Source organism: Candidatus Zixiibacteriota bacterium, from assembly GCA_040756055.1.
Taxonomy (GTDB): Bacteria; Zixibacteria; MSB-5A5; order GN15; family FEB-12.
This window is the reverse complement of sequence record JBFLZR010000005.1, coordinates 110,688-136,465: the sequence shown is the minus strand read 5'-3', so window position 1 is coordinate 136,465 and position 25,778 is coordinate 110,688. Positions and strand designations below refer to the sequence as shown.

The window sequence follows — 25,778 nt, the reverse complement described above, 5'->3', positions numbered from 1 at the left end:
CCTGTATGTCAAGAGAGGGTTGTTCTTACAACCCTTTTTCTTTTCCACTTCCACCGGTTACTCGGTTTTTGGAGACACCGTAATAGATCAGGAAGGCGATACCCGCAAACAAGAACATCAGCCCCAACACGCTTTCATCGCGCATATAGAACGGGGCAAATTGCTTGATAAGCAGGGCCAAACCAAGTCCGACCAGAACGAGGCCCCACTTCACGTTTGAAAGGGGATGAGTGTCAATAAACCCCTTCGAAAAGAGGAACTTAACGTTTTCGTCGACTAAGCCTTTGTTAATCAGTTTGTTACGAGTCATAGCATCAGCTATAACCTTGAAAACCAAAGCTATCCCCGAAAATACAGCCACGGCCATCAAAACATCGTACATGTCTATTCTCCTTTGTTTGATTATTCTACCTTTCATTTCATCAGACAGGCATAGGCAGGCATTTGTTTCAGCTATGGCGGTCAAAGTTTGAAACATCTTTCGGTCATAACTGTCGTATATAAAGGAGATATGGAAGATCATGAGGAGTCGAGGCAGCTTGTCGCCAGCATTCTGGCGGGGGACACCGACCTTTTTCAGGCCATCATTGAGCAACACCAGAAGCTGGTGGCGCACATAGTCTTTCGCATGGTGGAGAACCGGTCGGACCGGGAGGATGTTTGTCAGGATGTTTTCGTGAAGGTTTACCGGAAGTTGGCTTCCTTTAGCTTTAATTCCAAACTGTCGACTTGGATTGCGACAATTGCCTACAACACCTGTGTGAACTATCTGGAGAAGAAAAAAGTGCCTCTTTATGACGATGTGATGGCTGATGAGTCGCCAATGGAGAGGGTGGCATCGGAAGACAGTTCGCCCTACGAGAAGGCAGAGGCAGCCGTTTTGGGTGATATAATACGCAGTGAGATTGCTGGGTTGCCAGCCCAGTATAGGATGATTCTGGCGCTGTATCACCTTGAGGATTTGTCGTATAAGGAGATTTCCGATATAACGAGGCTTCCTGACGGCACGGTCAAAAGTCACCTTTTTCGTGCCCGGAAACTTTTGAAAGACAGGCTTATGGTTAAGTATAGCCAGGAGGATTTATGTCAATAGAACACCTTTCTGAGATAAAGATACAGAAGTATTTGGACCAGCAGGCAAGCGCACTGAGCGAAAATGAGTTTGAACATCTGCAGTCCTGTGAGGTCTGCCGGGGCGTACTGAATGACTACAGGCGACTCTATTCAGTTTTGAAGAAAGAAGATGAAGTTTCTCTGCCGAACGATTTCGCGGCCCGGATCATGAGCCGGATCAGAGCCTCGGAGAGTCCGTCAACCGCAACCAACCCCTGGGTCATCATCTATAGCCTTTTAGGTGCAGTATCGTGTCTACTGGCAATATGGTACTTCGTTGATATTAAAGCGTTACTTCAGGGTTTCAGTTCAGTTTCTTTCGGCAAGGTTTTTCCAGACACCTCGGCTTTCAGCGGCATGACAGGATGGATACTGGGGTTTGGAGAGAGTTTGTACTTGTTGATTTTTGCTGGTATGATTCTAGCGGGTGTGGGACTGGTTGACAGGATTCTGGCGAAGCATAAAGTCGATAAAGCCTATTTCTTTTCCGTGTGAGCGCGATTATACTTAAGGCGTTATGGATGACAACATTCGCAGTTTTCTCAATGCTCGAGGCATAGCGGTCGTGGGAGTATCATCTTCCCGCATCAAGTTCGGGACTTCGGTCTTCAGGACCCTGAAGAAAAACAAGTACTCCGTTTATCCCGTAAATCCGAATCTCAGGACATTCGATGGTGACCGCTGTTTTGGTTCTCTGACTGACCTTCGAGGCAAGGTGGACGCAGCCGTGGTGGTGGTCAAGCCGGAAAAGGCGCTTGATGTGGTGGAGCAGGCCGAAAAGGCCGGTGTGTTGAAACTCTGGTTTCAGCAGGGAGCGGATTTTTCGTTAGCGGCGAGCCGAGCTCAGAGAAGCGGAATATCGGTGGTACGGGACAAATGTATATTGATGTATGCCGAGCCGGTAACCGGCATTCATCGGTTTCATCGGTTTCTGGCGAAGCTTTTTAAGAAATATTAGCCCTGTTGCTCGCTTTTTGACCCGAAGCTGCTCCGGAGTTCATCAACTGTCGCGCTGAAGTGAAAGTAGCGATTGATCGCTTTTAGCAGGGTATCTTCCAACCCGAACCTGTTCATACTTACGACTTCGGTGTAGGAGTCGCGGGAAATTCTCAGGAAGGCGTCAAGTAAATTCGGGTCAAAGCGTTTTCCCTTGTCCTTGTGCATCGCGCGAATGGCCTCGTCGATAGGCAGTGCCTGCTTGTAGGTTCGTTCTGAAACGAGGGCATCGAAGACATCCGCAATCGTGAAGATGCGGGCCACAAGAGGGATGGCCTCACCCTTCAGTCCTTCGACATATCCTGAGCCATCCCAGCGTTCATGATGATACTGTACGACACTGGCGGCGTCTTCGAGCCACCGTACCCCCTGAATGATCCTGGTGCCGAGAAGGACGTGTTTTTTCACGGTTTCGAATTCGTCATCCGATAGTTGCCCTTTCTTGAGAAGGGTATTGTCCCGCAGGCCAATTTTGCCAATATCGTGAAGGAAGGAGCCCTTTATCAGGGCTTGAATCTGATTGTCTCCCAGATCGAGTTGTTCGGCGAGGTGAATGGCGTAGATGGTTACCCGGAGGTTGTGTTCGCTCGTGCCAAAATCCCGCTCGGCAATAGCGGAGCCGAGCGCCTTGACCATTTGAAGGTTGCTTTCGAGGATATCCCGCCGCATGCCGATCAGCAGACCGTTAATGATTGTCTCGCAGTCGATGTCCGAGGGGAAGGGATTCGCAGAGCCCGGCTGAGATGATGTCAGTTCCCCTTTTAGTTCTTTGAGGATCAGGACAGCTGCGGCCGTAATAAACTCATCGACAGAAACGCCCGGCGGTTTCTCGGAAAGCAGGCTGCTGAGCTCATCGGAGAGAATTTCCTTCAGCCGGGACTGTTTGATCCGGTCTTTTAACTGTTCGATAGTGGTATCCAGCATGACCATTCCTGTTCACAGGGACCATAGATTGTACGTAAATGGGAGCTATTTCTGTAGAGCCGGATGAGCGTCATCTCCGATTGGTACAACCTTCGCGTTTCTGATGCCGTGCACCAGTTCAATCGATGGCCTGGCGTCGTCGAGACCAAAACCATGACCGGCGAGTGTCTCGCGGTAGACGATCGTGTGCAGGTCGGTGAAACCGTCCGAGAATTCTATTGCTTCGTTATCGATGGTGATCGATCTGAAGGTGCGCTGACCTTTCTGCAGCGACTCCGCGGGGAGGTCGTTCTTGTCAATCGATAGAAACCACTTCACTCTGGCATTTTTTAACTCGAGAAACCCCGAGGTCTTGGTCGGTTCTGACAAATAGACTTCCGATTTCTCCACGTCTCCGAAGAGCCACATCAGGAGATCGAAGAAATGGATACCGATGTTGGTAGCAAGACCTCCGGAGCGATCCAGGTGCCCTTTCCACGAAACCAGATACCAGGGGCCTCTCGATGTTATATAGGTGAGGTTGATATCTTTCTTGGTCTTGATTTTCTCTTTGTGGATATTATCGTGCAGGGCAATCAAGGATGGGTGGACTCGAAGCTGCAACACAGTGTATATGTTTTTGCCGCTTTCGCGTTCCAGTTCCGCGAGGGCATCGATATTCCATGGATTGAGCACAAGCGGTTTTTCGCAAATGACATCGGCGCCGATCCTCAGGGCAAACCGGGCGTGGGCGTCGTGGAGGTAGTTCGGTGAGCAGATGCTGACATAGTCAATAGAGTTAACGCCGTTGAGTCGGCGTAGTTTCTCGATATGCCTGTCAAAACGTTCAAATTCGGTGAAAAAAACAGCATCGTCGAAATAGCCATCGATAACACCCGCCGAGTCATGGGGGTCAAGGGCGGCGATTAGTCTATTGCCGGTTTCCTTTATGGCTCTTAGATGCCGCGGCGCGATATATCCCGAAGCCCCGGTCAGCGCAAAATTCTTACTCATACGAAATCCTTAAGCCTTTCTTAGATTCAGTCACTGTTATCGCTGGTCATAAAGATTTTACAAAATAACAGGGGTTTAGCCTATACACAATAAAAAATGACTCCGGCTTGACGGTCAAGCCGGAGTACAGCTTATGCGGGAGGAGCACCGAATCCCATACTGAGCCAGTGCTCAGAGTATCTACGGACAACCAACTGGAGGCGGACCGCTCTGCCAGATGTAGGCGACGAGATAGGTCAAATCGAGCGGATCGACTTCACTATCGCCGTTGGAATCGGCTTCGTCAAGACACGGTATGTCCGCACCGCCTTTCCATATCCAGTCAACGAAATAGGTGACATCGAGCGGGTCAATGCTGCCGTCGTGATTGATGTCGCCAACGGTCGCGCAACATCCCGCTGCCCCTACCGTGACAGTGCCATTGTAGGCAGGTACTTGGTAGTCGGCATACTCGCCGTAGTAGGCGGGCAAATAAATGTCGTAACCATCGAGCTGGATAGTGGCCAAAGAGCCAATGGGGGCGGTGGATGGCACAGAGAAGTACAGCTTAACGATAGGGCCCTCACCGGGAGCTAGGTCGGGTTCGGCAGTCGGATCGGTCTGAAGACGCAGTGTCAGGCGCTTGCCAAACCAGATATCGTAATGGAGATAATCCTGCCTATAGAAGTAGTCCGTGCGGCACCCGGCCGTAGAGAACGAGTCATATGTCATTCCAAAAGTGTTACCGAATTCTACCGGTATTTTGAGATACTGGATGGGCGCGGAATTATTGGCGTAGACGACAAATTCCACATCTGTATCCGGGTCAGTTGTTACGTTGTCGCCGCGAATGGTATCGGCCACCGCGATCACATACACCGGCTTGGTAATGGTTCGAGTCTCGCCTCCGATGACCGCCTGAAGCGACACATCATAGGAGCCGTTTTCGGTATATGTGTGGGTAGGGGGAATCTGAACATCGGCGGTTGTTCCGTCACCGAAATCCCAGTGCCAGCTATCGACGGTGAGGGGGGAGTAGGCCTCGAAATTGACATCGACCGGAGCCCAACCGAAGGTTGTATCGGCCCAGAAGAAGAATCCGGGGAGATCGAATTCGATGTAACAAGCGCCTTCGCCTATCAGCGAGCACCCATAAGGCATGTAGATAAAACCATCATCGCCCCAATCGGCACCCCAGGAATTCTTGACGATCCACACGCCCACTCCGGAACCCTGAAAATTGTCGTCCCATCCAACTATCGCGACAGCGTGATTGGTGTTGCCGACTTCGCAGGCGTTGAAGATTCCTCCCGAATAGCCGTACCAGGCGTCGTTAACGAATACGCCCACCGAGACCGGGCCGTAGGTCATAACGGCCTGTTTGATATCTTCGGTGGCCGGCACGGTATAGCTGTTGCCGATATAAGCCCAGCTGTCTATCCAGTAATGGCGTTCATAGGGGCACTCGCACGGTAGTTCGGTCGCGGCATACGGAAAGTCGCTTTCCATAACGGCACCGGTCTGGCGGCACAGGTCATTTTTGCTCACGAGATAATCATGGGCAAAAAAGCCACCATCGCAGTCCCAGCCATCCTTGTTGCAGCTTAGCAGCCACTGTTCGGCTAAGTCAACGGAAATGCCATCACGGATTTTGATGGCACACTCAAGTGGTGCCAGAGTCCCAAACGCCCAGCAACTTCCGCAGTTGCCCTGATTCTTTATAGCGGAAACGCCATCGTATTCGCGCCAATCCCATAATGTCGGAGCGGCCATGGTCGAAAGAGAAGTAAAGGTTGTATGCGGGGCCATGTCGTACCAGTTATCCGGCCTGTTGAAGCCACAGAGTTCTTCAAGAGAGTATTTGGTGTTAGCCTCGCACAGACCGACCGTAAAAGTCCAGCCTTCCTCTTTGCCTCGCTCGCGGAGCGCGTCAATATCCTCCTGGGTCAATTGTGCCTGTATGGCCGGAGCAATGAGAAAAATCAGTAACAGGATGGCAATGGTGAGCAGTGAAAGAGGTGTTTTGTTTTTGTCTGATGGTGCCGACGGTAGTAACATGCGAATTTCCTTTCATCCCCCAAGGCCTGAGACTTTCCCTGAGGTTATGCTAAATCTGCTATTCTCGTTTGCGCTTTAATCCACTATCGCTATTTATGAAATTACGGCTTACTGCTTGTATCGTCAAAAACTCTGAATCATTTTATCAACTGAGCGGGCTCGCACCTAATAGTAATGTCTTACGCGAATATAACTTTTGTGAGGTTCTGAGTATGACGCTGTTCTCCCGTGGGTACTTGAGTCTATGTCATATAATTTAAGCAAAGAAAAGCTTTTTGTCAAAGCAAAACTCGGATGGCTCCCCGCCACACGCTTCTTTATCTCGTTATTTAACAGCCGGTTATGGCCCTCGGCCTACTATTCGATCTCCGCGGCCAAATCCACGATAGTCTTGTACGGAATCGCCATCCAGCTTTCCGCCTGTAGCGCTCCATTGGCGAGGCTGATCATGGAGACTTTGGCCGCCGTCTCGGCATTGGGAGCCTCATAGATATCCACGAAATCAAATGGTCCGAGTAGACCATAGTGAGCCAGGAACTTCACTTCGGGGCACTTCTCCTTGACTTTGTCCAGCCAGGCGCGCCCGATTTTTGCTCTGTCTTTCATCTTAGCTGTGATATCGGGGGAGAGCTTTGTCATGAGCATAAAGGTAGCCACCTCAAACCTCCTGCTTGAATAATATTGGAGAGAACTCTCTTTGCAAACAATACGCACAGTCTCGGGAAATATCGAAAGATTAAGCACACAGGCGACACTGCGGAAATTCATATGTTCACATCTGAGACACATGCGTATGTGACCAGACACATAGCTGCTTAGAATTTTCTAAAAAGAAGCGCTAAGATTTTGACAAACAGGACAAAATATCTATATTTATCCATACAACACGACTGCAACTTAACAACATGGGGTACACATGCGACTTTCCAAGGCGTTTCTACTCGTTTTGATCATGGCCCTGTCTCCTTCCATCTGGGCCTTTGAACAACAATTCACTACCGAGCTTTCTTACCACACTCTGACGCAGCCATATCAGGTTATTTTAGCGGATCTTGATGGGGATGGCTTGGAGGACATTATTGTCACCAACTATGATAATTATGACAGCAGTTTTGCAGTTCATTTCAACTATGGTGACGGCACTATCGGCCCCGGGGACAGATATGTGGTGGGGCAGTATCTCTTTTCGGCGGAAGCCGCCGATTTCGACAACGATGGTGATATTGAGGTAGCGGTGTCTTTGCGCGGTGAGAACCGGATTGTCATAATGGAAAACGATGGCGAGGGGAATCTGAGCGAATCGGCCAGTTACGGACCGATAAATCAGGCCTATGACCTTGTAGCTGTCGATCTGGACAACAATGGCTGGATTGACCTGGCCAGCGGTAATCACGAGGCAAACAATGTGGGTGTGCTGTGGAATGACGGTACAGGCGCCTTTCCGCATATAACGTTCCACTCAGTTGGAAGGCAGGTCACGGGGTTATGTACCGCTGATTTCAACGGGGACAATCTAAATGACCTTGCTTTGATCAGCGGGCTGGATTATGACTTTTCGATTCTTCTTAACAACGGCGATTCCACTTTCGCCCGGACCGACTATGCGCCGGGTTCTTACCATCCGGGGGCGATGTTGCCTTTCGATTATGATGAGGACGGGGATACGGACCTCATAATTTACGCTCTCAACTACGTGTGCCTTATGGCCAACAACGGGTCAGGAGCGTTTTCGGGCGCTCCGGTAGTTTATCCCAGCACCTATTCCCACGGGTCCAGCCCTGACCGGATTCATCTGGCGGATATCGACAACGATGGGCTCGAGGATATCGTTCTGACTGAATACTCGTACAGTTTCGGAGTGCATCTCAACCAGGGTGGAGGAACGTTTTCTCCCCTTGTGCGCTATGGGGGGAACTATTCGCTTCTTTATCCACAGGCGGTGACCACGATGGACCTCGATGAGGACGGTTGGCTGGATGTAATAATTTGCAACGGTAACGCCAACAATATCTCCACCGCCTTTAACCGGGGGGATGGTACTTTTCTTTCGCTGACCAATTGCCCCGCCGGCGACGGCACCGTGGGAGTTGTGTGCGTTGACGTCAACGGGGATGAGATTCTGGACATTGCCGCCTCGAGCTTCTCGTACGGCGAATTGTCCATCATAATAAACCTCGGAGACAGTACCTACCAGAGCGCGGTCAATTACAAGGTGGGGGACTATACCGACGACGCCGGTCTTTTGACGTACGGCGATTTCGACGGGGACGATGATATCGATTTTGCGATAACAAATTATACTGACGACAGCGTCATAGTGTATCTGAACAACGGTGCTGGGGGCCTGTCGCGAGGTTCGGCTTACGAAGTCGGAATCGACCCATGGTCAATCGTATCGGCGGATTTTGACGGCGTCAATGGCCCTGATCTGCTGGTCAGCAATGCTAACGATACCACCTTGATGGTATTATTGAATAATGGCGACGGGACATTCCAGTTTGGTGAAACCCTGGGAGAAACGGGTGTCTATCCCTGGGTGGTAAATGTTGGTGATCTGGATGATGATGGCGATATCGACATGGCAGTCGCCATATACGGATACGGCATTGTCTCGTTTGCGATGAATAATGGCGATGGGACCTTCGTGGGCTCCCCCGATTACGTGACCGCCACTGAGCCGAATTCAATTGAGCTGGCCGACCTGGACAATGACGGCGACCTGGATATGATTGTTTCGGAGCTCTACCAATTCACCGTGAAGGTATTCATAAATGACGGTACAGGGACCTTTGACAGTGGTACGAGATACTGGGCCGGCTGGACGCCATACTCGGCTGTGGCCGCGGATTTTGATGGCGATGATTACAAGGATATCGCGGTAATGAACCGGCACGGTCACAATGTGACGCTGATGAAGAATAACGGCGATGGGACGTTTACGAAGGAATACGATTACAGCGTCGGAAGCGATCCCCACAACGCTTTTGCCGCGGATATCGATGGCGACGGCGATACTGACCTGGCCGTTGCCGCCAACGGGGCCGATCGCGTTTCGCTGCTGATGAATCTTTTGGAGCCACTCCCGGTGGATGTGTCGGAGCCACAGAGCGCCGGCGAGCTACCGGGCCGTTTTCAACTCGGACAGAACTACCCGAATCCTTTCAATCCGGCTACAACTATCAAGTATTCGCTGAAGAATCGGTCGCATGTGGAACTCGACATTTACAATCTGCTGGGACGGAAGGTGACCCGGTTGATAAACACCGAACAGTCCGCCGGGACGTATTCTGCCGTTTGGGACGGCAACGATGATGATGGGAATAAGGTGGCCACGGGAGTCTATCTCTACCGGCTCAAGACCGACGACTTTGTGCAAACACGAAAGATGATATTGCTGAAATAGGAGCGATTACTTCAGCGGGGGGCAAAGCAGCAGCACTGCCATGCCCCCGCCTTGATTGTTTCTGCGGGCCGTTCGGTTCGCATTCATTTCAGTATCTGTGAGAAGTCTTCGTACGGAACCACCGGCCATGTTTCAGTCTCCAGCACACCTCTGATATTTATTTCCGCCGCAACCTTGAACGCTTTGGACTGGTCATCGGCCTCAAAGATTGCCAGGTAGTCATACCTTCCAAGGGTGGCGTACAGGTTGACTACTCTGACTTTATTTTGAGTGAAGAGTTCAAGGGATTCGTTAATCTGATGCGAGAGGTCGGGATGCATCTTCTTGGCGCTGGGATTAATCGTCATGGCCATAATGAATGACGCCATATAGCCTCCTTCCGCAGGGATATGGTCTATTCTCAGAATGCATCAACTTCCACAATAAAGCAATGATTTATTGGAGCTTTGCCGTTGCGGGCGCGCAGGAACCCGCATTTGTCATTCAATGTTGTTAATAGTAATAAAGGGCAACTTGTCGCACGCGGCGCAGAGGGAAAAACGCGGGGCATCGCGGCTTTCAATCCGCAAACCGCAATTTTACAAGAAAGGATCCGACTGACGGAAAGGCTATGTTTAAGGCGCTGGCGGAGGCGGAACCCTGCGCGGCCCGAGGATATGCGGCAATCCGTAACATGACTGCCGGGAAGTATTATGGCACCTATGATCTATCCTTGGCGATTCTTCACGAAGAGGCAGAGCACAAGTCGTGATTTTCCGAGTTTCTGGCGAAGGATCGTCGCGGTATTTCATGCGACGTGATGAGACTTCGGCGTTTGTCTCCAAATTCATGCGATAGGACGGAAATTGAAGAAAATCAGTTTGGCCGAGTTGCGCCGATACAACGGCCGAAACGGCGCGCCATCGTATGTGGCTTTTAAGGGCCGAGTATATGATGTCACAGCCAGCTATCACTGGCGTGAGGGGCGTCACTGGGCAATTCACAGTGCCGGTGAAGATCTGACCGAGGCAATGCAGAATGCCCCTCACGTGATGGACTTGCTTTTGCGTTTTCCCCTCGTGGGCAAGTTGACTGACGATGAGCGGGATAACCAGACGACGATAGGGTAATAACTCGAACGGTCTTTTCGTGGGCGCCTTGAGATGACTCCGGAAAGGCGGCTTTGTGATTTTCGCTTTTTTTATTGCGTAACTCTATTAGCGGGGCTATGATGAATTCAGGGAAACCGATGTCGGAAAGGTCAGCTCTGAATCTTAGCAAACGGGTAAGTCTCAATCTGGATGTTCGGGGGCTAAAGCAGTCGGCAACACTGGCCATCAATGACCGCAGCCGCGAACTGCAATCGGAGGGGAGGACGGTCTATCGTCTGGGTTTGGGGCAGTCTCCGTTTCCCGTACCCACAGTCGTGGTGGACGCTCTGAAGGCAAACGCCCACGAAAAGCACTATCTACCCGCCAAGGGACACCCCGAATTGCGACGGGCCGTAGCGGAATTTCATCGTCGTAAGGATGGAGTGCATGCCGACAGGGAAAATGTCCTGATCGGTCCGGGTTCCAAGGAACTAATGTTTCTCCTTCAACTGGTTTACTATGGGGAACTTCTGCTCCCGACACCATGCTGGGTTTCATACGTACCGCAGGCGCAGATTTTGGGCCGTAAGGTCAGCCTGATTCACACGACCTTCAAAGAAAAGTGGCACATTACAGCCGAACGACTCCGCCAGCACTGCGGAAGCCAGGGGGACAGGTATCGTCCTCGGATTCTTATACTGAATTACCCCGGTAATCCCGATGGATGCACCTATACTTCGACAGAGCTGAAAGATCTCGCGGGAGTCGCTCGAGAATTCGAGGTCATTCTGTTATCGGATGAGATTTATGGACAGCTGCATCACGAGGGAGTTCATGTTTCTGTGGCCAGGTACTATCCGGAGGGAACCATAATCAGTTCCGGCCTTTCAAAATGGTGCGGAGCGGGCGGCTGGAGGCTGGGGACTTTCGCTTTTCCGGCCGAACTGGACTGGCTGCTGGAGACTATGGCTTCGGTGGCGTCGGAAACTTATACTTCGGTATCAACGCCAATACAATATGCCGCCGTGCGAGCCTTCAGCGGCGGCGTCACAATTGAGCGATATCTATGGCATGCGCGTCGGATTCTCGCGGCTCTGGGTAACCAGATATGCGGCAGACTGGTTGAGGCGGGCGCTCGCATTCACGCTCCGGAGGGGGCCTTTTACCTGTTTCTGGATCTCGGTGCCTTAAAGGACAAATTTGCCTCCCGGGGAATATATAATGGCGTGCAGATGTGTGAGCGCTTGTTGAGCGATACCGGGGTGGCCATTCTCCCTGGCTCCGCATTCGAGCGACCCGTCGAGGAATTTACGGCGCGTCTGGCATATGTTGATTTTGACGGCGCTCGGGCTTTGGCAGCCAGTGAGACCCTGCCACTTGATAAACCGCTGCCGCAGGACTTCACCAAAAAGTGGTGCCACAAAATGCTCGAGGCCACTGATATCTTAGTGGACTGGCTTCGAAATTGACCGAACGCTGTATTATTGTTGCGGTGGTACTCCCTGCGTACCCGTATCGAAAACGTATTTCCAGCTACCATCGGGTTGGCGTTCCCAGATGGTCACGTAATATCCCTCCATATTGATATCATTGCCGGCCGAGTCCATGGTTGAGTAATCATAATGCCCGATAGTATAGCCGAGGTCTGCGGACTCCGCGATCCTGGCAAAAATCGGTTCCCAGGTAAGTCGGGCGCTGTCGGTCGGGGAATGCATTTTCATGATTTCGTCATGTCCGGTAAGGGGGTGTGAACCATCGGTCAGTACGGTGGCGCTGTCGGCCATGTACTGTTCGAAGGCGGCGTACATCCCCAAGCTCTCGGAAACGGCGGAGAAATCGCGATCAGTCTGCATTAGGGATTGAGTTTCTTTTACAATGTCATTTTGGGCGGCACATCCTACCAGAACCAAAAAGCCGATTGCCGCTAAGGCTAATGTTTTCATAAGTACTCCTTTGTTGCTTGTGAACAACATACGAGCGCGCTTAAACAGGAGTTGGATGCCGGAATGGTCCGACAAGCCACCGGCGCAGCATTGGGTTTGGACCCCGTTCTTTTTTCATTTGGCGAATCGGATGGTCATTGTGGCAAACGGGTAAAGATTACGAAAATCCTACCGAAATAGTAAGATATATATTGTGCCGGACAACTGTGAGAAAAGGGCAGCCAACTGTGGATGCTATCGTGTGGGTATCTTCTTTGAAACCCGCGGATAGACAGAGACTTGGATCGCTGCCCGTAGCAACGTGGGATGCACCAGGATGAATAAGGTCGACCAGGCCCTGATCGATCGCATGGGGATCGATGACAGGGAGATCGAACAGCGCAAGGATCTCGTAGGTCTTCAGCGAGATCATATCCCCCTTTTGATCAACGCCGGTAAGCTGATTGAGCCGGTAATATACGACATAATTGTAGCTTTTTTTTCTCAGATTGCCGCGAAGAATGCGATAGCCGGGTTCGGTCTGAATGTTGATATGTTTCAGCGCTTACACGACCGGATGGAACAATATCTCCTGGACTTGTTCAGCGGAAAGTACGACCGGGAATATGTATATAATCGGGTGCATATCGGTCTGATGCATCAGCGCTCGGGAATTACCCCCAAGCTGTACCTGTCGGCGATGAAAGGACTTCGCGATATTCTTCGTCGCCATGTGGCTCAGCAAATCAGACCTCATGAATCGGGGCTAAGCACGTGGAACGCTCTCGACGCTCTGTTGTCGCTGGACAGTCTCTTTGTTCTCGATACCTACTTCTACGGTCTCATCGCGGAGATCGACGAAGCAAAGCAAGAGGTGGAGCACTACGCCCGAACGCTCGAGGAGAAAGTATCGTTGAGGACTCGTCAGCTGGAAGAGCTGTCGCGAAGAGACAGTCTGACCGGTCTTTATAATCACCGGGCATTCACGGAATATCTGAGGAGGTATCTGGCGCTGGCAATTCGCAACAACAGTCCTCTTTGTCTGGTATATATGGATGTGGACGATTTCAAATATGTGAATGATGAATTAGGACATTATGAGGGAGATGAGGTACTCAAGCGGCTAGGGTGGATACTGATGGGGGTATCGAGGGAGTCGGATATCGCCTGCCGGTATGGCGGCGACGAGTTCTGCGTGATTCTTCCAGATTCCATTGTTGCTCAGGCGAAGATCTACTGTCAACGCGTCATGAGTGAGTTTACGAAGGAATTCAGGAGCGTCACTGTTAGTTTTGGCATTGTTCAGACCGGCCCTGACAAGCATTTGGATATGGATAGTCTAATCAAGCGGGCCGACAAGCTGATGTACGAGGCGAAGCGGTCATCCGGTCAACACGTTATGGCAGAGCATGTTTGACCCTCAGCAATTCGAAAACGCCGAGCCTCATGACGGACTCAAGGTTTAAGCGAAATTGGCCGATTTAATAATCATATCAGATATCTGAAAGTACTCCATGGGGCTGACCAGTGGGGCTTCTTCTGATATAAGGAAACGAATGGGCAAGAGGGGCGAGGGCTACCGGTTTGTCTTTGCGTTGAGCCACGGAGCGGTAGAGCAGACTCGACGGCCGACAAACGCACGAGAAAGGGGTTATGGAGATGGGAACAAAGGCTAGGCGCGTTTCCCGAAACAACAAGGGGGGAGCATTATTAATTACCATTTTCCTCATGGCAATGCTTGCCATAGCAGCCCTCACGGCTGTCGATACAGCTCAAACCGATATAGAATTGTCTTTCAATCAGCTGCACGCGGATCAGGCCTTTTACGTGGCCGAGGCTGGCTTAAAGCGTGCCCTGGTGGAACTTATTTCGTATAATTCGTGGGATGACGGCTATGCGGGAGTTTCTTTCGAGTCCGGCGCGTATTCGGTAGCGGTGGCGCACTCGGACATCGACTCCCTGATTATTGACACAGTAATACTTCGTTCTACAGCTACAGTGCAGGACGCCCACGCGAACCTGGAGGCTGTCGTCGTACCCAGGCTGTGGTATCCCTTTCAGTACGCGGTGTTCGGTAAAGATAGTATAGATATGATAAATAGTATCAACACGGATTCCTATAACTCGGACTCCGGGACTTATGCGGGCACAGTCGCCAACACCGACGGTGATATAGCTTCGAATGGAACGATCGATCTGGTAAATACCGCCACGATTGGCGGCGATGCTTCGAGCGCAGTCGCAGGAGGGGTCGATGTGTGCGCGACATGTACAGTTTTCGGTGATGTGGAAAGTGGAATTGACCCTTATGATTTACCGATAGTGCCTGATTCCGAATACGTTTGGGCACACGATAATAATTCGGCGCCCGGAGGATTGTCGGGCAGCTTTTCCTACGATGGCGCGACACACGAATTGACCCTGGCAAACAACGCTGTTGCTACACTGAGCGGGGGAACATACTATTTCTCTGATATTAACCTTGGGTCAACGTCGGACTTTATGGTTGCGTCTGGAGAAGTAGTCAGAATCTATATGAGCGGCGATCTTGTTGTATCGAGCAGCGCTCTGGTTAATCCGACCGAGCCGCCGGCAAGTCTGCAGATTTTTTCAAAGGGCGATCTAGTTGCGATAGGGATGAGCATTGAGATAACTGCCGCCTTTTACGGACCGGGAACTGATGTGATAATCAACAACGCCTCCAATTTTTACGGCTCGATTATTGCCAAATCCGTTTGGATGGAGGACGCGGCCCAGGTGCATTATGACCGTGCTTTGATGGAGAAGCCGATGGGGACGACCGGTGAGATGATTATGATAGCCTGGAAAGAAATCTAAGAAAAATCCTTATACCAGGATTGAATTACGGGTGGAGCAATCTCCACTCGTTTTTTTTGTATAACTCGTGATTCCGACTCTAGTAGTCGGACGAACGATCTCGGGAGTGAAGGCCATCCATATACATTTTCAAGTAGCGATTTTCAATGTCCGTAGTCCTGGCCATAATTTTCAGAATATCGCGCTGCGAAACGAGTCCTATCACCTGGTTTTCTTCGACAATAGGTACGTGCCGAATCCAATTCTTCTTCATGATTCCGGCGATATAGGTGACATCATCATCGGGAAGACCTACGATGAGATTGGTGGTCATTATGTCAGCGACTTTCAGGCTGTGGTATTCTCCTTTTGTCTGATGGATTCTTTTGAATATGTCTTTATCGCTGACAATACCAACAAGCTGTTTCTGGTCGCCGAGAACCGGCAGGCAACCGATGTTTTTTCTAATGAGCAGATCCATAGCGTCATCGATCGAAGTATGGGGACCAACCGTGATCACCTCTTTGGGCTTGCTCTCGAGCAGGTTTTTGACGAGCATACTTCACCCTTTCTATTCTGATTTTCTTCAATTGACCGGATGTAGCCGATGGTTCAGGTTCAGGTAAAACTAGAGCATTATGGCGTTCCGCTGGTCATCTGTGAGCGAGGCCATCGGCGGCGCGCACGAAGTCATTGTACTTGCTTAAGAGACCTAATCTTACGCTGTTTGTCAAGTAAAATCGGAGGATGATTGAGTTTGTTGTCTGCCAAAAAGAATGTCGGCCATCCCTGCGAGGGGGCAGGGATGGCCTTTGCGCGACATTCCGAGCGTCAACAGTAAGCGGAGAGGAGATCCTTGGGGATGACCGTTTCGGGACTAGTCATCACACCCGCTTTCGCCTCAACAGCCCAGTTTAGCACCCGGTTTGCTGGGACAAATAGCTTGGTCCCGATTAACATCCACCAACGTTCCTACTCAATTGACGGGGACCGTGGGGATTTTTCTTAATTTTTTTATATGGAATTGCTTCGCAACTTGTGCGCCGGATTCATAATAGTGCCGTTTCTAAGGATAGCCACCTTTTGTCAGGCCATTGAAAGACAAAGGCCGTCCCAGGTTTTGAGACGGCCCAAAGCAGACTATAACGGTACTGTTAGTCCGTTACGGCTATTTTGCCAATATCACTTCTCAGCCACCCAGGCTTTGAGTCTCTTTTCGAGAACGCTCAGCGGCATCGAACCGTGACACAGCAGTTGGTCATGAAAATCCCGCAGGGACATTTTGTCGCCGAGTGCCTCTTCGGCATGCCGCCGAAGCTCCTTGATTTTCAGTTCGCCTATTTTGTAGGCCAGGGACTGACCGGGCCAGACGATGTATCGATCGATTTCGACCTGGACATCGTGTCCGGTCTTCCCCGAATTAGCCATCATATAATCAATAGCCTGTTGTCTGGTCCAGCCTTTCCAGTGCATGCCGGTATCCACGACCAGCCGAATCGCCCGCCACATTTCATAGGTGAGCTGGCCGAATTTGGAGTAGGGATTGGTGTAAAAGCCCATCTGCTCACCGAGGCTTTCGGCGTAGAGCGCCCAACCTTCGCCATAAGCGGTGATCCATCCTCTGGCGCGAAATTGAGGCAGATCCGTCAATTCCTGTGAAAGGGCTATCTGGAGATGGTGTCCCGGGACGGCTTCGTGCAGCGTGAGAGCTTCCATTTCCCATTTGGGGCGCGAGCCGAGATCGTAGGTATTGACGTAATAGTATCCCGGACGCCCTGCATCAGGCGAACCAGGCTGGTAGAACGCGGTTGTCTGAGATTTTTCAGCGTAAGAGGGAATCACGGCCACGCCATAGGGAAGAGCCGGCAGCCGGCCGAAGAGAGAGGCAAGTTCTGGGTCGGCGCGCTTTGATATATCGCGGTATTCTTTGACAAGATCTTCTTTCTTGTCGAAATAAAATTGCGGGTCAGTGCGCAGGAACTCCGTAAACTGTTCGAAATTGCCCTTAAAGCCGCTTGACGCGATTACTTTATCCATTTCCGAGCGTATTCGAGCAACCTCATCTTCGCCTATGGCAAAGATATCATCCGGGCTAAATTGGGTGGTGGTGAAACTTCGGACGAGATGTTCATACCAGGCGCGGCCATCGGGCAGTTCGCTGAGCCCGATCGATTTACGACAAGCCGGAAGATACGTATGGGCCACATAATTCAGGAGCCTCTCGAATGAAGGCTTCACTTTACCGATGTAAAGTGATTCAGCCTGTCGGGTGAGTTTCTCTCTGACCGCAGGCTCGGTGGCAGTCGGCAGCTTCTTCAGTACCGCAAGGATGGGCGAGTCAGCAGGATTTTCCGTCAGCAGATTTTTGATTTGCTGAGACGTGTCAGCGATCACCGGTCCAGGATGAGTAATTTGCCTTTTGATGCCCTCTCCAAGCAATGTTATCACCTGATCGATAAGAGCAGGGACTTTATCCAGACGGTTGAGTATATCATCGCGCTGTGAGTCGGTCGAGAGCGGCATAATATTCAAAATGTCGGGTACCCAATGATGGACGCCGTCCATCTGCGAAATCGCAAGCAGCTCAGCAGGGAAACGCGCGCCTTCGAAACCGTCATTGAGGTAATACTCGAACAAATCGTAACTAAGTTTGTCCTCGGGAGTCAGTTGGCCTGGATCAACCGTGGCCAGAGCTGAGCGCCAGTGACGCCAGTCGGTTTTATGGCGCTCGATGTTGTCGATGGATAGATTGGGCCAGACGTGATTATATCCGGGGTAACCCTCGTACGTGGCCGACATCGGGTTTTCAGCCATTCTATAGGACCATTCAAGTTCGAAGATCTTGTGGAGGCGCTCCCGGTCCAATAGGCCCGGCACTCCAGAGGCGAGTTTCCGGCATTCTTCCACAAAGCGAGAGTGTGTACGGTACATATTCTGTTTTCCTTATTTCCCTGAGGCCAGCTGGCATTCACTGGCGTCATCTGCAACGGCTTAAGATACAAACGCCAGCCCAGATCACAGGATATGGGGGACAGGAAATCGGGTCAACAAAAACCGCTGGTCAGGCAGAAGGCCTGATTTGCAGGCATATTCTTTTTTGTGGAACAATTTGGTTTTCGTCTTGTTGAACATGACAGAAGTCAAAACAGACCCATTTAACCCGATTTAGGGGTAAGGCAAATGACACAGCAAAAAAACAGGACTTTTGAGGAATTTCCGGAAATAAAGCAGTATCTGTCGGAGATACCCGAAGACCTGTGGAGCATATTCCTTCCTACGAGCATAGAAGAGCTTCAGAAGCTGTCGGCTGACATAAAGGCCCTTCGAATTCGAGAGAAGGAGCGTGAGTATATTATCGAACTCAGGCAGAAGTATGGCCTTCCGTATAGGCCGAACGCAACGATAGACGAGACCATAAAGCGTATTAGACTGATTCGATGGCGGCAGAAGATGAACAGTCACGACTCGGAAGATATACCCAACGGTGCGGAAAATTCCTCAATCGATCCGGACGAGGAACTTATTTGAGGGAAGCAGGGTTTCAGACTCTATTGAGTGGACAGCAGAGAGCATTTACTCATATTTGACACCGGTATAACATCTCGCACGACATCTTAGGGCCAGCCCATTGGGCTGGCCTTTTTGTATGTGCCTGGCTCGGCTGTTGTTCAAAACCCGGCTATACCGTATATTGTGGGGACACCCGGAGCTGTCAGTTTCAGCAGAGCCGTCGCGGCGTACGCGGGTGCTAACAGCAGTATATGAAGAAATTCTTGAATACAATATTTCGGTTTTCCTTCGTCCTTATCCTGACCTCACTTTTGGCGGAGCTTGCTTTCAGCCAGAACAATTTTGAGGTTCGAAGTCTGGAATTCGTGGGCAACCAGGTTATCTCAGACGACGATCTTCGCCTGCAGATGGCAACGTATGCTACAGGGGGATTCGCCAAAACAATACTCGGCAAGGAGTCATTTCTTTACAGTGAAGACATTCTGGCAAACGATCTGGAGGCAATTGTCCGGTATTATCAGAAGGAGGGATTTCTTTATGCGAAGGCTGTGTTGGCTGACCTTGATACTGATGCGAAGGATCGGACGGTCAGGATTACGATACGAGTTGACGAGGGGGATTCCATTTCGGTCGGCAAGGTATCGTTGGTCAAACCGGATTCTCTGGCTGCTCTTGGCTCTCAGATAGCTGCCCTCGTCGATAAAGTTTCTCTGGAACTCAAAGCCCGCACCGGGAAACGGTTCCGAGATGCAGATGTGGATGCCGACCGGATGGCTCTGGGAAGAGCGCTCGATGACGCCGGTTTTCCGTTCTCTCAGATCATCCCCAACCTCGAAGTCAATGAACCGCAGAGGACGGTAGATATCACATGGACGGTCGTACCGGGTCCGCATAGCCGCTTTGGCGAAATCACGGTAATCGGCAATGATAACGTCTCGGAAGCGCTCATTCGGAAGTATCTGGCTTTTTCCAGCGGGGATGAGTACAGCCGTAAAGATTTAGAGGAGTCGCAGCGCCGCATTTACAACCTATCGCTTTTTCATGTAGCAACAGTCACGGCGCGGCTGACATCGACACAGGATTCTATCGTACCGGTAGAAGTGCGAGTCAAGGAGGCGCCCCGATTCACAACGAGAATTGGTTTTGGTTACGGGCGTGAAGAGAAGATTCGAGTGTATTCCGATTCGTATGTTCTCGGCGTTTTTGGCGGTGCTCGGCGCATCAACCTGTATGCCAAGCACTCGGACATAGAACCGTACCACGTCAGTCTCAAGCACATCCAGCCGGCTTTCCTGACCATTAATACCCGCCTTGAGATCAATCCGTTCATACTGCGACAGGAGGAACCGGGATTCACCGAGAACAGGTACGGGGGCAACGTTTCGGCTCTTCACGAGTTCAGTCGGTCTCTGCGGAGTTCGGTGACATATACTTTCGAGCGCGTGAAGCTGGATACCACCTCACTGGCCGATATCGGCGATTCGAACGAGATATCCGATTTATATAATAAGTCGAGCGTAATGTTCGGGCTTACCTGGGATAATTCGACGCCGGTGCTGTCACCCACCCAGGGACTTTATATAGCTGGAGCGTTCAAAATCAGCGGGCTGGGACTGGGAAGCGATTATCATTTTACGCGAAGTCTCTTTGAGTTGCGCCGGTATCAGCCGGTTCTGGGGATGGTGCTCGCCGCGCGCGTCAGGATCGGCGGAATCCGTTCCTCTGATACCCATGGATTCGTACCTGTCGAGGATAGATTCTTTTCGGGTGGGAGCGCCTCGGTCAGAGGCTGGGCTCGAGCGGAGTTGGGACCTGTGGAAAATGACATACCTGTGGGCGGCGAAAGTTTGCTCGAGGGAAGTCTCGAACTGCGTCATCCTATCTGGGGCATTCTGTCGGGCGCTATGTTTGTTGACGGTGGTAACGTATGGCTTCAATCGTACCGCTTTCCTGTTGACGATTTGAGGTACTCAGCGGGGCTCGGTCTGCGAGTAAAGACTCCCATCGGAGCGATACGGGTAGATGTAGCCAGACCGGTGTTCGATGACGAAGCGACCGGCCAGGTTCATATCAGTGTCGGAGAGGCATTTTAAGATAAGAGCACGGATGATACATGCCTCATAAACAGAAAAACAGCAAGCCTATCCGGCATCGCATCGGGACCATACTGTCAGAGCTGCTTACGGCGGTGGTCGTGTTGGCTGTTCTCGCCATTGTCTTCACTCAGACCGGGTTCTTCCGTGACTGGTTGCGCGCAAAAATAGTATCAACCGCGAATGAATCAATTAACGGAGAGCTCGCCATAGAGGGTATGGATGGAAATGTCTTCAACCATCTTACACTTCGAGGGGTGAGCCTCGTGATGGATAACGACACTGTAGCGCGTATATCCAGCCTCTACTTACAGTATAACCCCTGGAAGCTGGTCAATCAAACGGTGCAGGTCGACTCGGTTGCGATTGACTCTCTGTACCTGCTTGCTCTGCAGAGAAAGGATTCCTCATGGAACCTGGCGAAGGTTGTGCTATCGGATACTGCAACGGGACAGGTCGACACCTCGGCAGCAGAATTCGGTTATGACATTGTTGTCGACGACCTGGTATTGAACAGCGGCGCGGTAGATATTGTCGGTTCGGACTCACTGATACCCCGGAGAATTGAAGATTTGGATATACACGTTGGCGGCAAGTTCGCCGATGGCATGATAGAGGTTGGTCTTTATGATTTGAGACTTCACACACTCGACCCTGATTTTCGCATAAGCCACGCCGAATTGCGAGCAACGGTCGACAGTGCCGCTTATAGATTCGAAAGCGTTACCATTGAGACTCCGATGAACCGCATCACGGGAGACGCTGAATATCATCCGGACAATCCCGTAGCGAATTCGGCGACGATATCTGCTGACTCTCTAACGTTGTCGGAATTCAGGCGATTCATACCATCGGTGATGAAAGATCCCCTGCCCTTGGTCTTTCTTTTCGGCGAATTGACCAAAGACTCCCTATGGGTTACCGTGTCGGCGCAACGCGGCGAGCAGCGAATCGACATAGAAGCCGATGCTTACCCGCTCTCGGTGGCGTACGATTCATTGACCAGCGGACCACTTAGTTATTTGGCGGATGCGGTTTTCGACCGCGTAGCCTCGGAAGACTGGGTTACGGATACGACTGTAAGGGTTACTCTAAATGGCTCTGTTGCTATTGAAGGCTCAGGTATGGAGCCGGAGCAGGCGAGAGTGTCGGTCGAGGCGGATTTCGAGAGATCGCTGATTGATATTTATCGACTATCGGCTTTCTGGTTTGACATCGACTATGCCGAACAAGCAGTTTCCGGGGCTTTCAAGGGTGAGGGAGAGTTCGGGAAGATTGAGGCAAGGGGCGAGGTTGGCGAATTATTTGACTCGGTCTCATATGATCTCGACCTTGATATCGCGGGGCTAAACCTCGCCCGACTTGGATTTGGCGACACCCTTCAGACCGACATCAACCTGTCGGCGCAAACCAGCGGGAAGGGATATACGCGGGAAACGGCGCGGGGCTATGCCCGTATGGTACTGAGGTCATCGCGGGTGCTTCAATATGATCTAGACAGCGGATATATAGCCACGGAGTTTGGTGAAGAACGACTGAAAATTGACACCGCACTGCTGGGATCATCGATTGCAGACATAAATCTTTCAGGCGTGCTCAGCGCCACCGGGGCAAGCGACTTGGGATACAGAGCAAGTGTAAATGACATCTCCAGCCTAAGGGAATTCGCCGGTGCGGAAGTTCTTGAAGGTCGAGGGACTATTGAGGGACGATTGCACGGCCTGCCCGATAGCCTCATCGGCACGGCAAAGATAAACGCATCGGGATTGAAGTATAACGATATTTCTGTGGGTTCGCTGTCAGCGAATACGGAGGGCAGTCTTATTGACTCGGTGCTATCGTTTTCGGGGTGGCTTCGGGGCGAACAGATTGAACGCGGTGGCCTGAGATTGGATAGTGTAAACGCCGATGCCGACTACTCTCGTAATATCGCGACTGTCACACTCAGCGCGTTCGGAGCTAATGAGTTCGCGGGCAGTCTTAACTGCAGAATCTTTCTTGACAGCGTTACCCGAATAAATCCCACTGATCTGTCGTTGCGTTATGAAGATCTGCTCTGGAAGGCAAGTGACTTAAGCCTTCTCACGATCGATAGCGGTCGTTACAATATTGATAATTTCATCTTGCGATCTGAAGAGCCCAATGGCGCGGGGATGCAGACGGTCGGTGTGGATGGGACAGTTGATCCGGAGGGTGAGTCTGATCTTACGGCGAGAGTGGAAAATCTATCGCTGGCGCAATTTGGGTCCATTGTCGACTTGCCGGTGACCGGCACACTCAACAGCGATTGGAGATTGTCCGGTAAGACGAATAATCCGACGATACACGGTAATCTTGTGATCTCATCGGGAAAGTACTCCAATTTTGACTTCGAACGACTTGACGGTAACTTCGATTATTCCGATCAGCGGGTAAACTTTTCAATGAATCTAAAACCGACTCAGGCGGAGAGTCTGATGATTGCCGGTTCGGCGCCGTTTGTACTCGACACAACATCTCAAGCCGGGGTGGACAGTACCATAGATGTTCGTATAATAACTGATAGTCTTTCGCTCGATGTTCTCAAGGCGGCGGGGTATGTTGTGAACGAAGCGGAGGGATATATCCAATGTGCTCTACAGGCATCAAATACCCTGTCGGACCCGAAAGTATCCGGTAATGTCAGAGTGCGTAAAGGTGCGCTCAGCATTCCTGTGTACGGTATCAACTATACGGACATGGAGGCGGGAATAGGCTTTGCTCCGGGCAGGACGTCGATCGATAGCGTGGTGATGACGCAGAATGGCGGTAAGTTTCGTCTGTCCGGGGAGATGACATTCGACGGAGGGTTAGTGAGCGGCGAGATATCATCATCGCGGTTTGAGCTCGCCACGAAAGATTTTTATCTCGTGCGGCACAAGCATTATGAAGTTCAGGTTACCTCTGATGCCCGGCTCGAGGGCGCCGACGAGCCAACCTATAGTGGGACGATAACAGTGAACCGCTCGAATCTCTGGCTTCCGGCGATCATGACGCAGTTTGGACAGTCGACCGCGAGCAGACCGACCACACCGATGCTTGTCAAGGCTACGCGGCCGGATAGTCTGCGCAGTCCTCTGGCCGCGCAGGGGCCGGCTGTTGAAGAAGTGATACCGGATACCGTTGAATCGAAATATATGGAAGACCTTCGTGGAACGATCACAGTAACTATCCCCAAAAATACGTGGATTAGAAGTCCCGATATGAAACTGGAGGTGTCGGGAAATATCGATGTCGTGAAGGAGGGCCCGGATTTTGAGCTGTTCGGCAGTGTAAATGTTGTCCGAGGGCAGTACAGCCTGTATGGCAAGAAATTTACTATTAAGCAGGGGCAACTGTCCTTTCAGGGGGGAAAAGACTATGTTGCCAATCTGGACATTGAGGCAGGCTATGTCTTCCGGACAGCAGCGAAGGAAAAGAAGACACTGCACTTGCTTGTGACGGGAACATCGGAAACGCCGCAGATAAGATTTACACTGGATGAAACGGAGATTTCCGAGGGTGATGCCATGGCGTATATAGTCTTCGGCAGGAGTCTTGATGAGCTGACGCAGGGTCAGCGATCGTCGGTCGTCGGCGAAAACGGTACCAGCGCCGGTGCCGTAGCGGGCGGCGTCGCGGCCAAACTGCTGGCCGGACAACTCGCGCAGGCGCTTGGCAACGAATTGAATCTCGATGTTATCGAGGTAAAGGCGGAAGGGGATCTCCAGAGCGCATCGGTCGTGATAGGCAAGTATCTCACGCCGGATTTGTTCATGAGTTATGAGCGCAGCTTTGGAGCCTCGACCGACAACGATTTGGAGCCTGAGACAGTGACGCTGGAGTATCAGTTGACGCGTCTGATATATCTTCAGTTGACCGAGGGCGACCCCAAGGAGGCCGGTTTCGACGTGATACTCAAGTTTGAGCGGGAATGATCTGGATTTTTGTTGGTGCCGGAGGTCTTACAGGCCCGAATCCGACACAGAATATTATCAGGCGGTTGTTTAGTTATTAAGCTTATAAGGCAGAGATCGAATTGCAAAAAAGACGATCGTCAGATATGGTCAGCCATTCATCTGTGCTCCGGCCTCAACTCAGGCAGGGGCTGATTTGAGATCTCCAATAGAGCTGCCGATTCCGCATCGATTACAGTTCGTCCTCGGTTCACCATGTACAGCATAGAATCAGTTTCTGGATTCGGCGGTGGCCCAGATAGTAGGGGATAGAGCGGTGCGATACCCCTGCCAATGATCTGCCACGTGGCGTTATTTCCCTTGTACTTTACCAAGTAGGCCACAATCTCCTTTGCTCCCAGAGGGTCTGAACCAGCTGCCCTGCCGAGTGCATCGAAAAGAGTTATCGGTGGTATCGAAGCACAAAAGCCTGTGAAGGCTTTGAACCGGAGTCGCTTCTCGGCGTGAGCCGCAGACGGCTCGGGAGCGAGTTGCGGATCGTACCCTTCATACACAGAGTAGGCTTTTACAAAGAATCCTCCCGTTGAGTCGAGGACAACTGTAAAGTTCTTGGGAGTTTGCGACTCAACTGTCTCGCGCAGCCAGTTGGGGCCATCAAGGCGCACATTTTCTACACTGACCTTCCATACCGGTCTGTTGTATACTTGGTCAACCAAGAATGGAATAGTCGAGTCTTTGCAGATGATCACCTCGACACCGGAGTATTTTTCATTGTCGAGAAGCTTTTGAATTTCATTGAAGCCGGTGTACTGCAAGGCTCTTTCCAGCGCTTCTCGCGGGGTGTCTACCGAGTGGCTGGTGCTATCGGTTTGGGCTACAGTGCCTGAAGTGCAGAGCATCCCGAAAATCACAAGAATAGAGATTTGGCAAACGCGCATTTTCATCCTCCCGCGTTGTGGTAACTACCATAAAGACGGACATGGAGG

The 25,778-nt window shown here is 51.2% G+C and carries 21 protein-coding genes and 1 pseudogene; 12 read left to right on the top strand and 10 right to left on the bottom strand.

What is annotated here, in order from left to right:
- Positions 1-25: 25 nt before the first annotated feature.
- A complete protein-coding gene (locus AB1483_10525; protein ID MEW6412891.1) occupies positions 26-382 on the bottom strand; it encodes a DUF6249 domain-containing protein in 357 nt (118 codons plus the stop codon).
- Positions 383-511: 129 nt separating this feature from the next.
- On the opposite strand from AB1483_10525, the gene AB1483_10520 reads away from it, so the two are divergent.
- The 3 genes from AB1483_10520 to AB1483_10510 are packed head-to-tail and all read left to right on the top strand — an operon-like array spanning position 512 to position 2,071.
- Positions 512-1,093 carry a sigma-70 family RNA polymerase sigma factor gene (locus AB1483_10520; GenBank protein MEW6412890.1) on the top strand — a complete coding sequence of 194 codons (582 nt, stop codon included), beginning with the start codon at positions 512-514 and terminating at the stop codon, positions 1,091-1,093.
- Positions 1,084-1,608, top strand: coding sequence for a hypothetical protein (locus AB1483_10515; protein ID MEW6412889.1), 525 nt, complete (start codon positions 1,084-1,086; stop codon positions 1,606-1,608). Before AB1483_10520 ends, AB1483_10515 begins: the two co-directional genes overlap by 10 nt.
- Before the next feature lie 22 nt (positions 1,609-1,630).
- Positions 1,631-2,071, top strand: coding sequence for a CoA-binding protein (locus AB1483_10510; protein ID MEW6412888.1), 441 nt, complete (start codon positions 1,631-1,633; stop codon positions 2,069-2,071).
- On the opposite strand, the gene AB1483_10505 is transcribed toward AB1483_10510, so the two are convergent.
- The 4 genes from AB1483_10505 to AB1483_10490 form a co-directional block, all read right to left on the bottom strand.
- Positions 2,068-3,033 carry an HD-GYP domain-containing protein gene (locus AB1483_10505; protein MEW6412887.1) on the bottom strand — a complete coding sequence of 322 codons (966 nt, stop codon included), beginning with the start codon at positions 3,031-3,033 and terminating at the stop codon, positions 2,068-2,070. The two genes, AB1483_10510 and AB1483_10505, sit on opposite strands and share 4 nt — an antisense overlap.
- Before the next feature lie 45 nt (positions 3,034-3,078).
- Complete coding sequence (locus AB1483_10500; protein MEW6412886.1) at positions 3,079-4,026, bottom strand: Gfo/Idh/MocA family oxidoreductase; 948 nt, start codon at positions 4,024-4,026, stop codon at positions 3,079-3,081.
- Between the two features lie 180 nt (positions 4,027-4,206).
- On the bottom strand, positions 4,207-6,063 hold the full coding sequence (locus tag AB1483_10495) for a C1 family peptidase (protein ID MEW6412885.1): 1,857 nt from the start codon (positions 6,061-6,063) through the stop codon (positions 4,207-4,209).
- 357 nt (positions 6,064-6,420) lie between these two features.
- Complete coding sequence (locus AB1483_10490) at positions 6,421-6,720, bottom strand: GYD domain-containing protein (protein ID MEW6412884.1); 300 nt, start codon at positions 6,718-6,720, stop codon at positions 6,421-6,423.
- Between the two features lie 259 nt (positions 6,721-6,979).
- On the opposite strand from AB1483_10490, the gene AB1483_10485 reads away from it, so the two are divergent.
- Positions 6,980-9,466 (top strand): FG-GAP-like repeat-containing protein, encoded by a 2,487-nt coding sequence (locus tag AB1483_10485; protein ID MEW6412883.1) that lies wholly within the window; start codon positions 6,980-6,982, stop codon positions 9,464-9,466.
- A gap of 83 nt (positions 9,467-9,549) precedes the next feature.
- Here the strand turns inward: AB1483_10485 and AB1483_10480 are convergent, their stop codons facing one another.
- Entirely contained in the window at positions 9,550-9,834 is a 285-nt protein-coding gene (locus tag AB1483_10480; protein ID MEW6412882.1) for a GYD domain-containing protein, read from the bottom strand.
- Positions 9,835-10,097: 263 nt separating this feature from the next.
- Between AB1483_10480 and AB1483_10475 the strand changes: the two are divergent.
- The 3 genes and pseudogenes from AB1483_10475 to AB1483_10465 all read left to right on the top strand — a co-directional run bounded on the left by AB1483_10475 (position 10,098) and on the right by AB1483_10465 (position 12,005).
- Positions 10,098-10,303: pseudogene (locus AB1483_10475) on the top strand (DNA protection protein DPS).
- Positions 10,304-10,311: 8 nt separating this feature from the next.
- Positions 10,312-10,575, top strand: a complete 264-nt coding sequence (locus AB1483_10470; GenBank protein MEW6412881.1) for a cytochrome b5 domain-containing protein — start codon at positions 10,312-10,314, stop codon at positions 10,573-10,575.
- A 119-nt stretch (positions 10,576-10,694) separates the two neighbouring features.
- Entirely contained in the window at positions 10,695-12,005 is a 1,311-nt protein-coding gene (locus AB1483_10465) for an aminotransferase class I/II-fold pyridoxal phosphate-dependent enzyme (GenBank protein ID MEW6412880.1), read from the top strand.
- 12 nt (positions 12,006-12,017) lie between these two features.
- On the opposite strand, the gene AB1483_10460 is transcribed toward AB1483_10465, so the two are convergent.
- Positions 12,018-12,479 carry a nuclear transport factor 2 family protein gene (locus tag AB1483_10460; protein ID MEW6412879.1) on the bottom strand — a complete coding sequence of 154 codons (462 nt, stop codon included), beginning with the start codon at positions 12,477-12,479 and terminating at the stop codon, positions 12,018-12,020.
- Between the two features lie 316 nt (positions 12,480-12,795).
- Between AB1483_10460 and AB1483_10455 the strand changes: the two genes are divergently transcribed.
- The gene (locus AB1483_10455; protein MEW6412878.1) at positions 12,796-13,875 is read left to right on the top strand and encodes a GGDEF domain-containing protein; all 1,080 of its coding nucleotides are present in this window, start codon (positions 12,796-12,798) and stop codon (positions 13,873-13,875) included.
- A 242-nt stretch (positions 13,876-14,117) separates the two neighbouring features.
- Positions 14,118-15,296, top strand: coding sequence for a hypothetical protein (locus tag AB1483_10450; GenBank protein ID MEW6412877.1), 1,179 nt, complete (start codon positions 14,118-14,120; stop codon positions 15,294-15,296).
- Between the two features lie 79 nt (positions 15,297-15,375).
- On the opposite strand, the gene AB1483_10445 is transcribed toward AB1483_10450, so the two are convergent.
- The gene (locus tag AB1483_10445; protein MEW6412876.1) at positions 15,376-15,834 is read right to left on the bottom strand and encodes a CBS domain-containing protein; all 459 of its coding nucleotides are present in this window, start codon (positions 15,832-15,834) and stop codon (positions 15,376-15,378) included.
- Between the two features lie 623 nt (positions 15,835-16,457).
- Positions 16,458-18,206 carry a DUF885 domain-containing protein gene (locus AB1483_10440; GenBank protein ID MEW6412875.1) on the bottom strand — a complete coding sequence of 583 codons (1,749 nt, stop codon included), beginning with the start codon at positions 18,204-18,206 and terminating at the stop codon, positions 16,458-16,460.
- 249 nt (positions 18,207-18,455) lie between these two features.
- Here AB1483_10440 and AB1483_10435 point away from each other — a divergent pair, with 249 nt between their 5' ends.
- The 3 genes from AB1483_10435 to AB1483_10425 all read left to right on the top strand — a co-directional run bounded on the left by AB1483_10435 (position 18,456) and on the right by AB1483_10425 (position 24,813).
- Entirely contained in the window at positions 18,456-18,803 is a 348-nt protein-coding gene (locus tag AB1483_10435; GenBank protein MEW6412874.1) for a hypothetical protein, read from the top strand.
- Between the two features lie 245 nt (positions 18,804-19,048).
- Positions 19,049-20,878 (top strand): BamA/TamA family outer membrane protein, encoded by a 1,830-nt coding sequence (locus AB1483_10430; protein ID MEW6412873.1) that lies wholly within the window; start codon positions 19,049-19,051, stop codon positions 20,876-20,878.
- Between the two features lie 20 nt (positions 20,879-20,898).
- Entirely contained in the window at positions 20,899-24,813 is a 3,915-nt protein-coding gene (locus AB1483_10425; GenBank protein MEW6412872.1) for a translocation/assembly module TamB domain-containing protein, read from the top strand.
- Between the two features lie 137 nt (positions 24,814-24,950).
- Here AB1483_10425 and AB1483_10420 read toward each other — a convergent pair whose 3' ends face one another.
- Positions 24,951-25,730, bottom strand: coding sequence for a hypothetical protein (locus AB1483_10420; GenBank protein MEW6412871.1), 780 nt, complete (start codon positions 25,728-25,730; stop codon positions 24,951-24,953).
- Between the last annotated feature and the right edge of the window lie 48 nt (positions 25,731-25,778).

Bases quoted from the DNA above. Each gene is read 5' to 3' on its own strand.
- AB1483_10525 (MEW6412891.1), bottom strand. From the start codon at position 382: ATGTACGATGTTTTGATGGCCGTGGCTGTATTTTCGGGGATAGCTTTG.
- AB1483_10520 (MEW6412890.1), top strand. From the start codon at position 512: ATGGAAGATCATGAGGAGTCGAGGCAGCTTGTCGCCAGCATTCTGGCG.
- AB1483_10515 (MEW6412889.1), top strand. From the start codon at position 1,084: ATGTCAATAGAACACCTTTCTGAGATAAAGATACAGAAGTATTTGGAC.
- AB1483_10510 (MEW6412888.1), top strand. From the start codon at position 1,631: ATGGATGACAACATTCGCAGTTTTCTCAATGCTCGAGGCATAGCGGTC.
- AB1483_10505 (MEW6412887.1), bottom strand. From the start codon at position 3,033: ATGCTGGATACCACTATCGAACAGTTAAAAGACCGGATCAAACAGTCC.
- AB1483_10500 (MEW6412886.1), bottom strand. From the start codon at position 4,026: ATGAGTAAGAATTTTGCGCTGACCGGGGCTTCGGGATATATCGCGCCG.
- AB1483_10495 (MEW6412885.1), bottom strand. From the start codon at position 6,063: ATGTTACTACCGTCGGCACCATCAGACAAAAACAAAACACCTCTTTCA.
- AB1483_10485 (MEW6412883.1), top strand. From the start codon at position 6,980: ATGCGACTTTCCAAGGCGTTTCTACTCGTTTTGATCATGGCCCTGTCT.
- AB1483_10480 (MEW6412882.1), bottom strand. From the start codon at position 9,834: ATGGCGTCATTCATTATGGCCATGACGATTAATCCCAGCGCCAAGAAG.
- AB1483_10465 (MEW6412880.1), top strand. From the start codon at position 10,695: ATGTCGGAAAGGTCAGCTCTGAATCTTAGCAAACGGGTAAGTCTCAAT.
- AB1483_10460 (MEW6412879.1), bottom strand. From the start codon at position 12,479: ATGAAAACATTAGCCTTAGCGGCAATCGGCTTTTTGGTTCTGGTAGGA.
- AB1483_10455 (MEW6412878.1), top strand. From the start codon at position 12,796: ATGAATAAGGTCGACCAGGCCCTGATCGATCGCATGGGGATCGATGAC.
- AB1483_10450 (MEW6412877.1), top strand. From the start codon at position 14,118: ATGGGAACAAAGGCTAGGCGCGTTTCCCGAAACAACAAGGGGGGAGCA.
- AB1483_10445 (MEW6412876.1), bottom strand. From the start codon at position 15,834: ATGCTCGTCAAAAACCTGCTCGAGAGCAAGCCCAAAGAGGTGATCACG.
- AB1483_10440 (MEW6412875.1), bottom strand. From the start codon at position 18,206: ATGTACCGTACACACTCTCGCTTTGTGGAAGAATGCCGGAAACTCGCC.
- AB1483_10435 (MEW6412874.1), top strand. From the start codon at position 18,456: ATGACACAGCAAAAAAACAGGACTTTTGAGGAATTTCCGGAAATAAAG.
- AB1483_10425 (MEW6412872.1), top strand. From the start codon at position 20,899: ATGCCTCATAAACAGAAAAACAGCAAGCCTATCCGGCATCGCATCGGG.
- AB1483_10420 (MEW6412871.1), bottom strand. From the start codon at position 25,730: ATGCGCGTTTGCCAAATCTCTATTCTTGTGATTTTCGGGATGCTCTGC.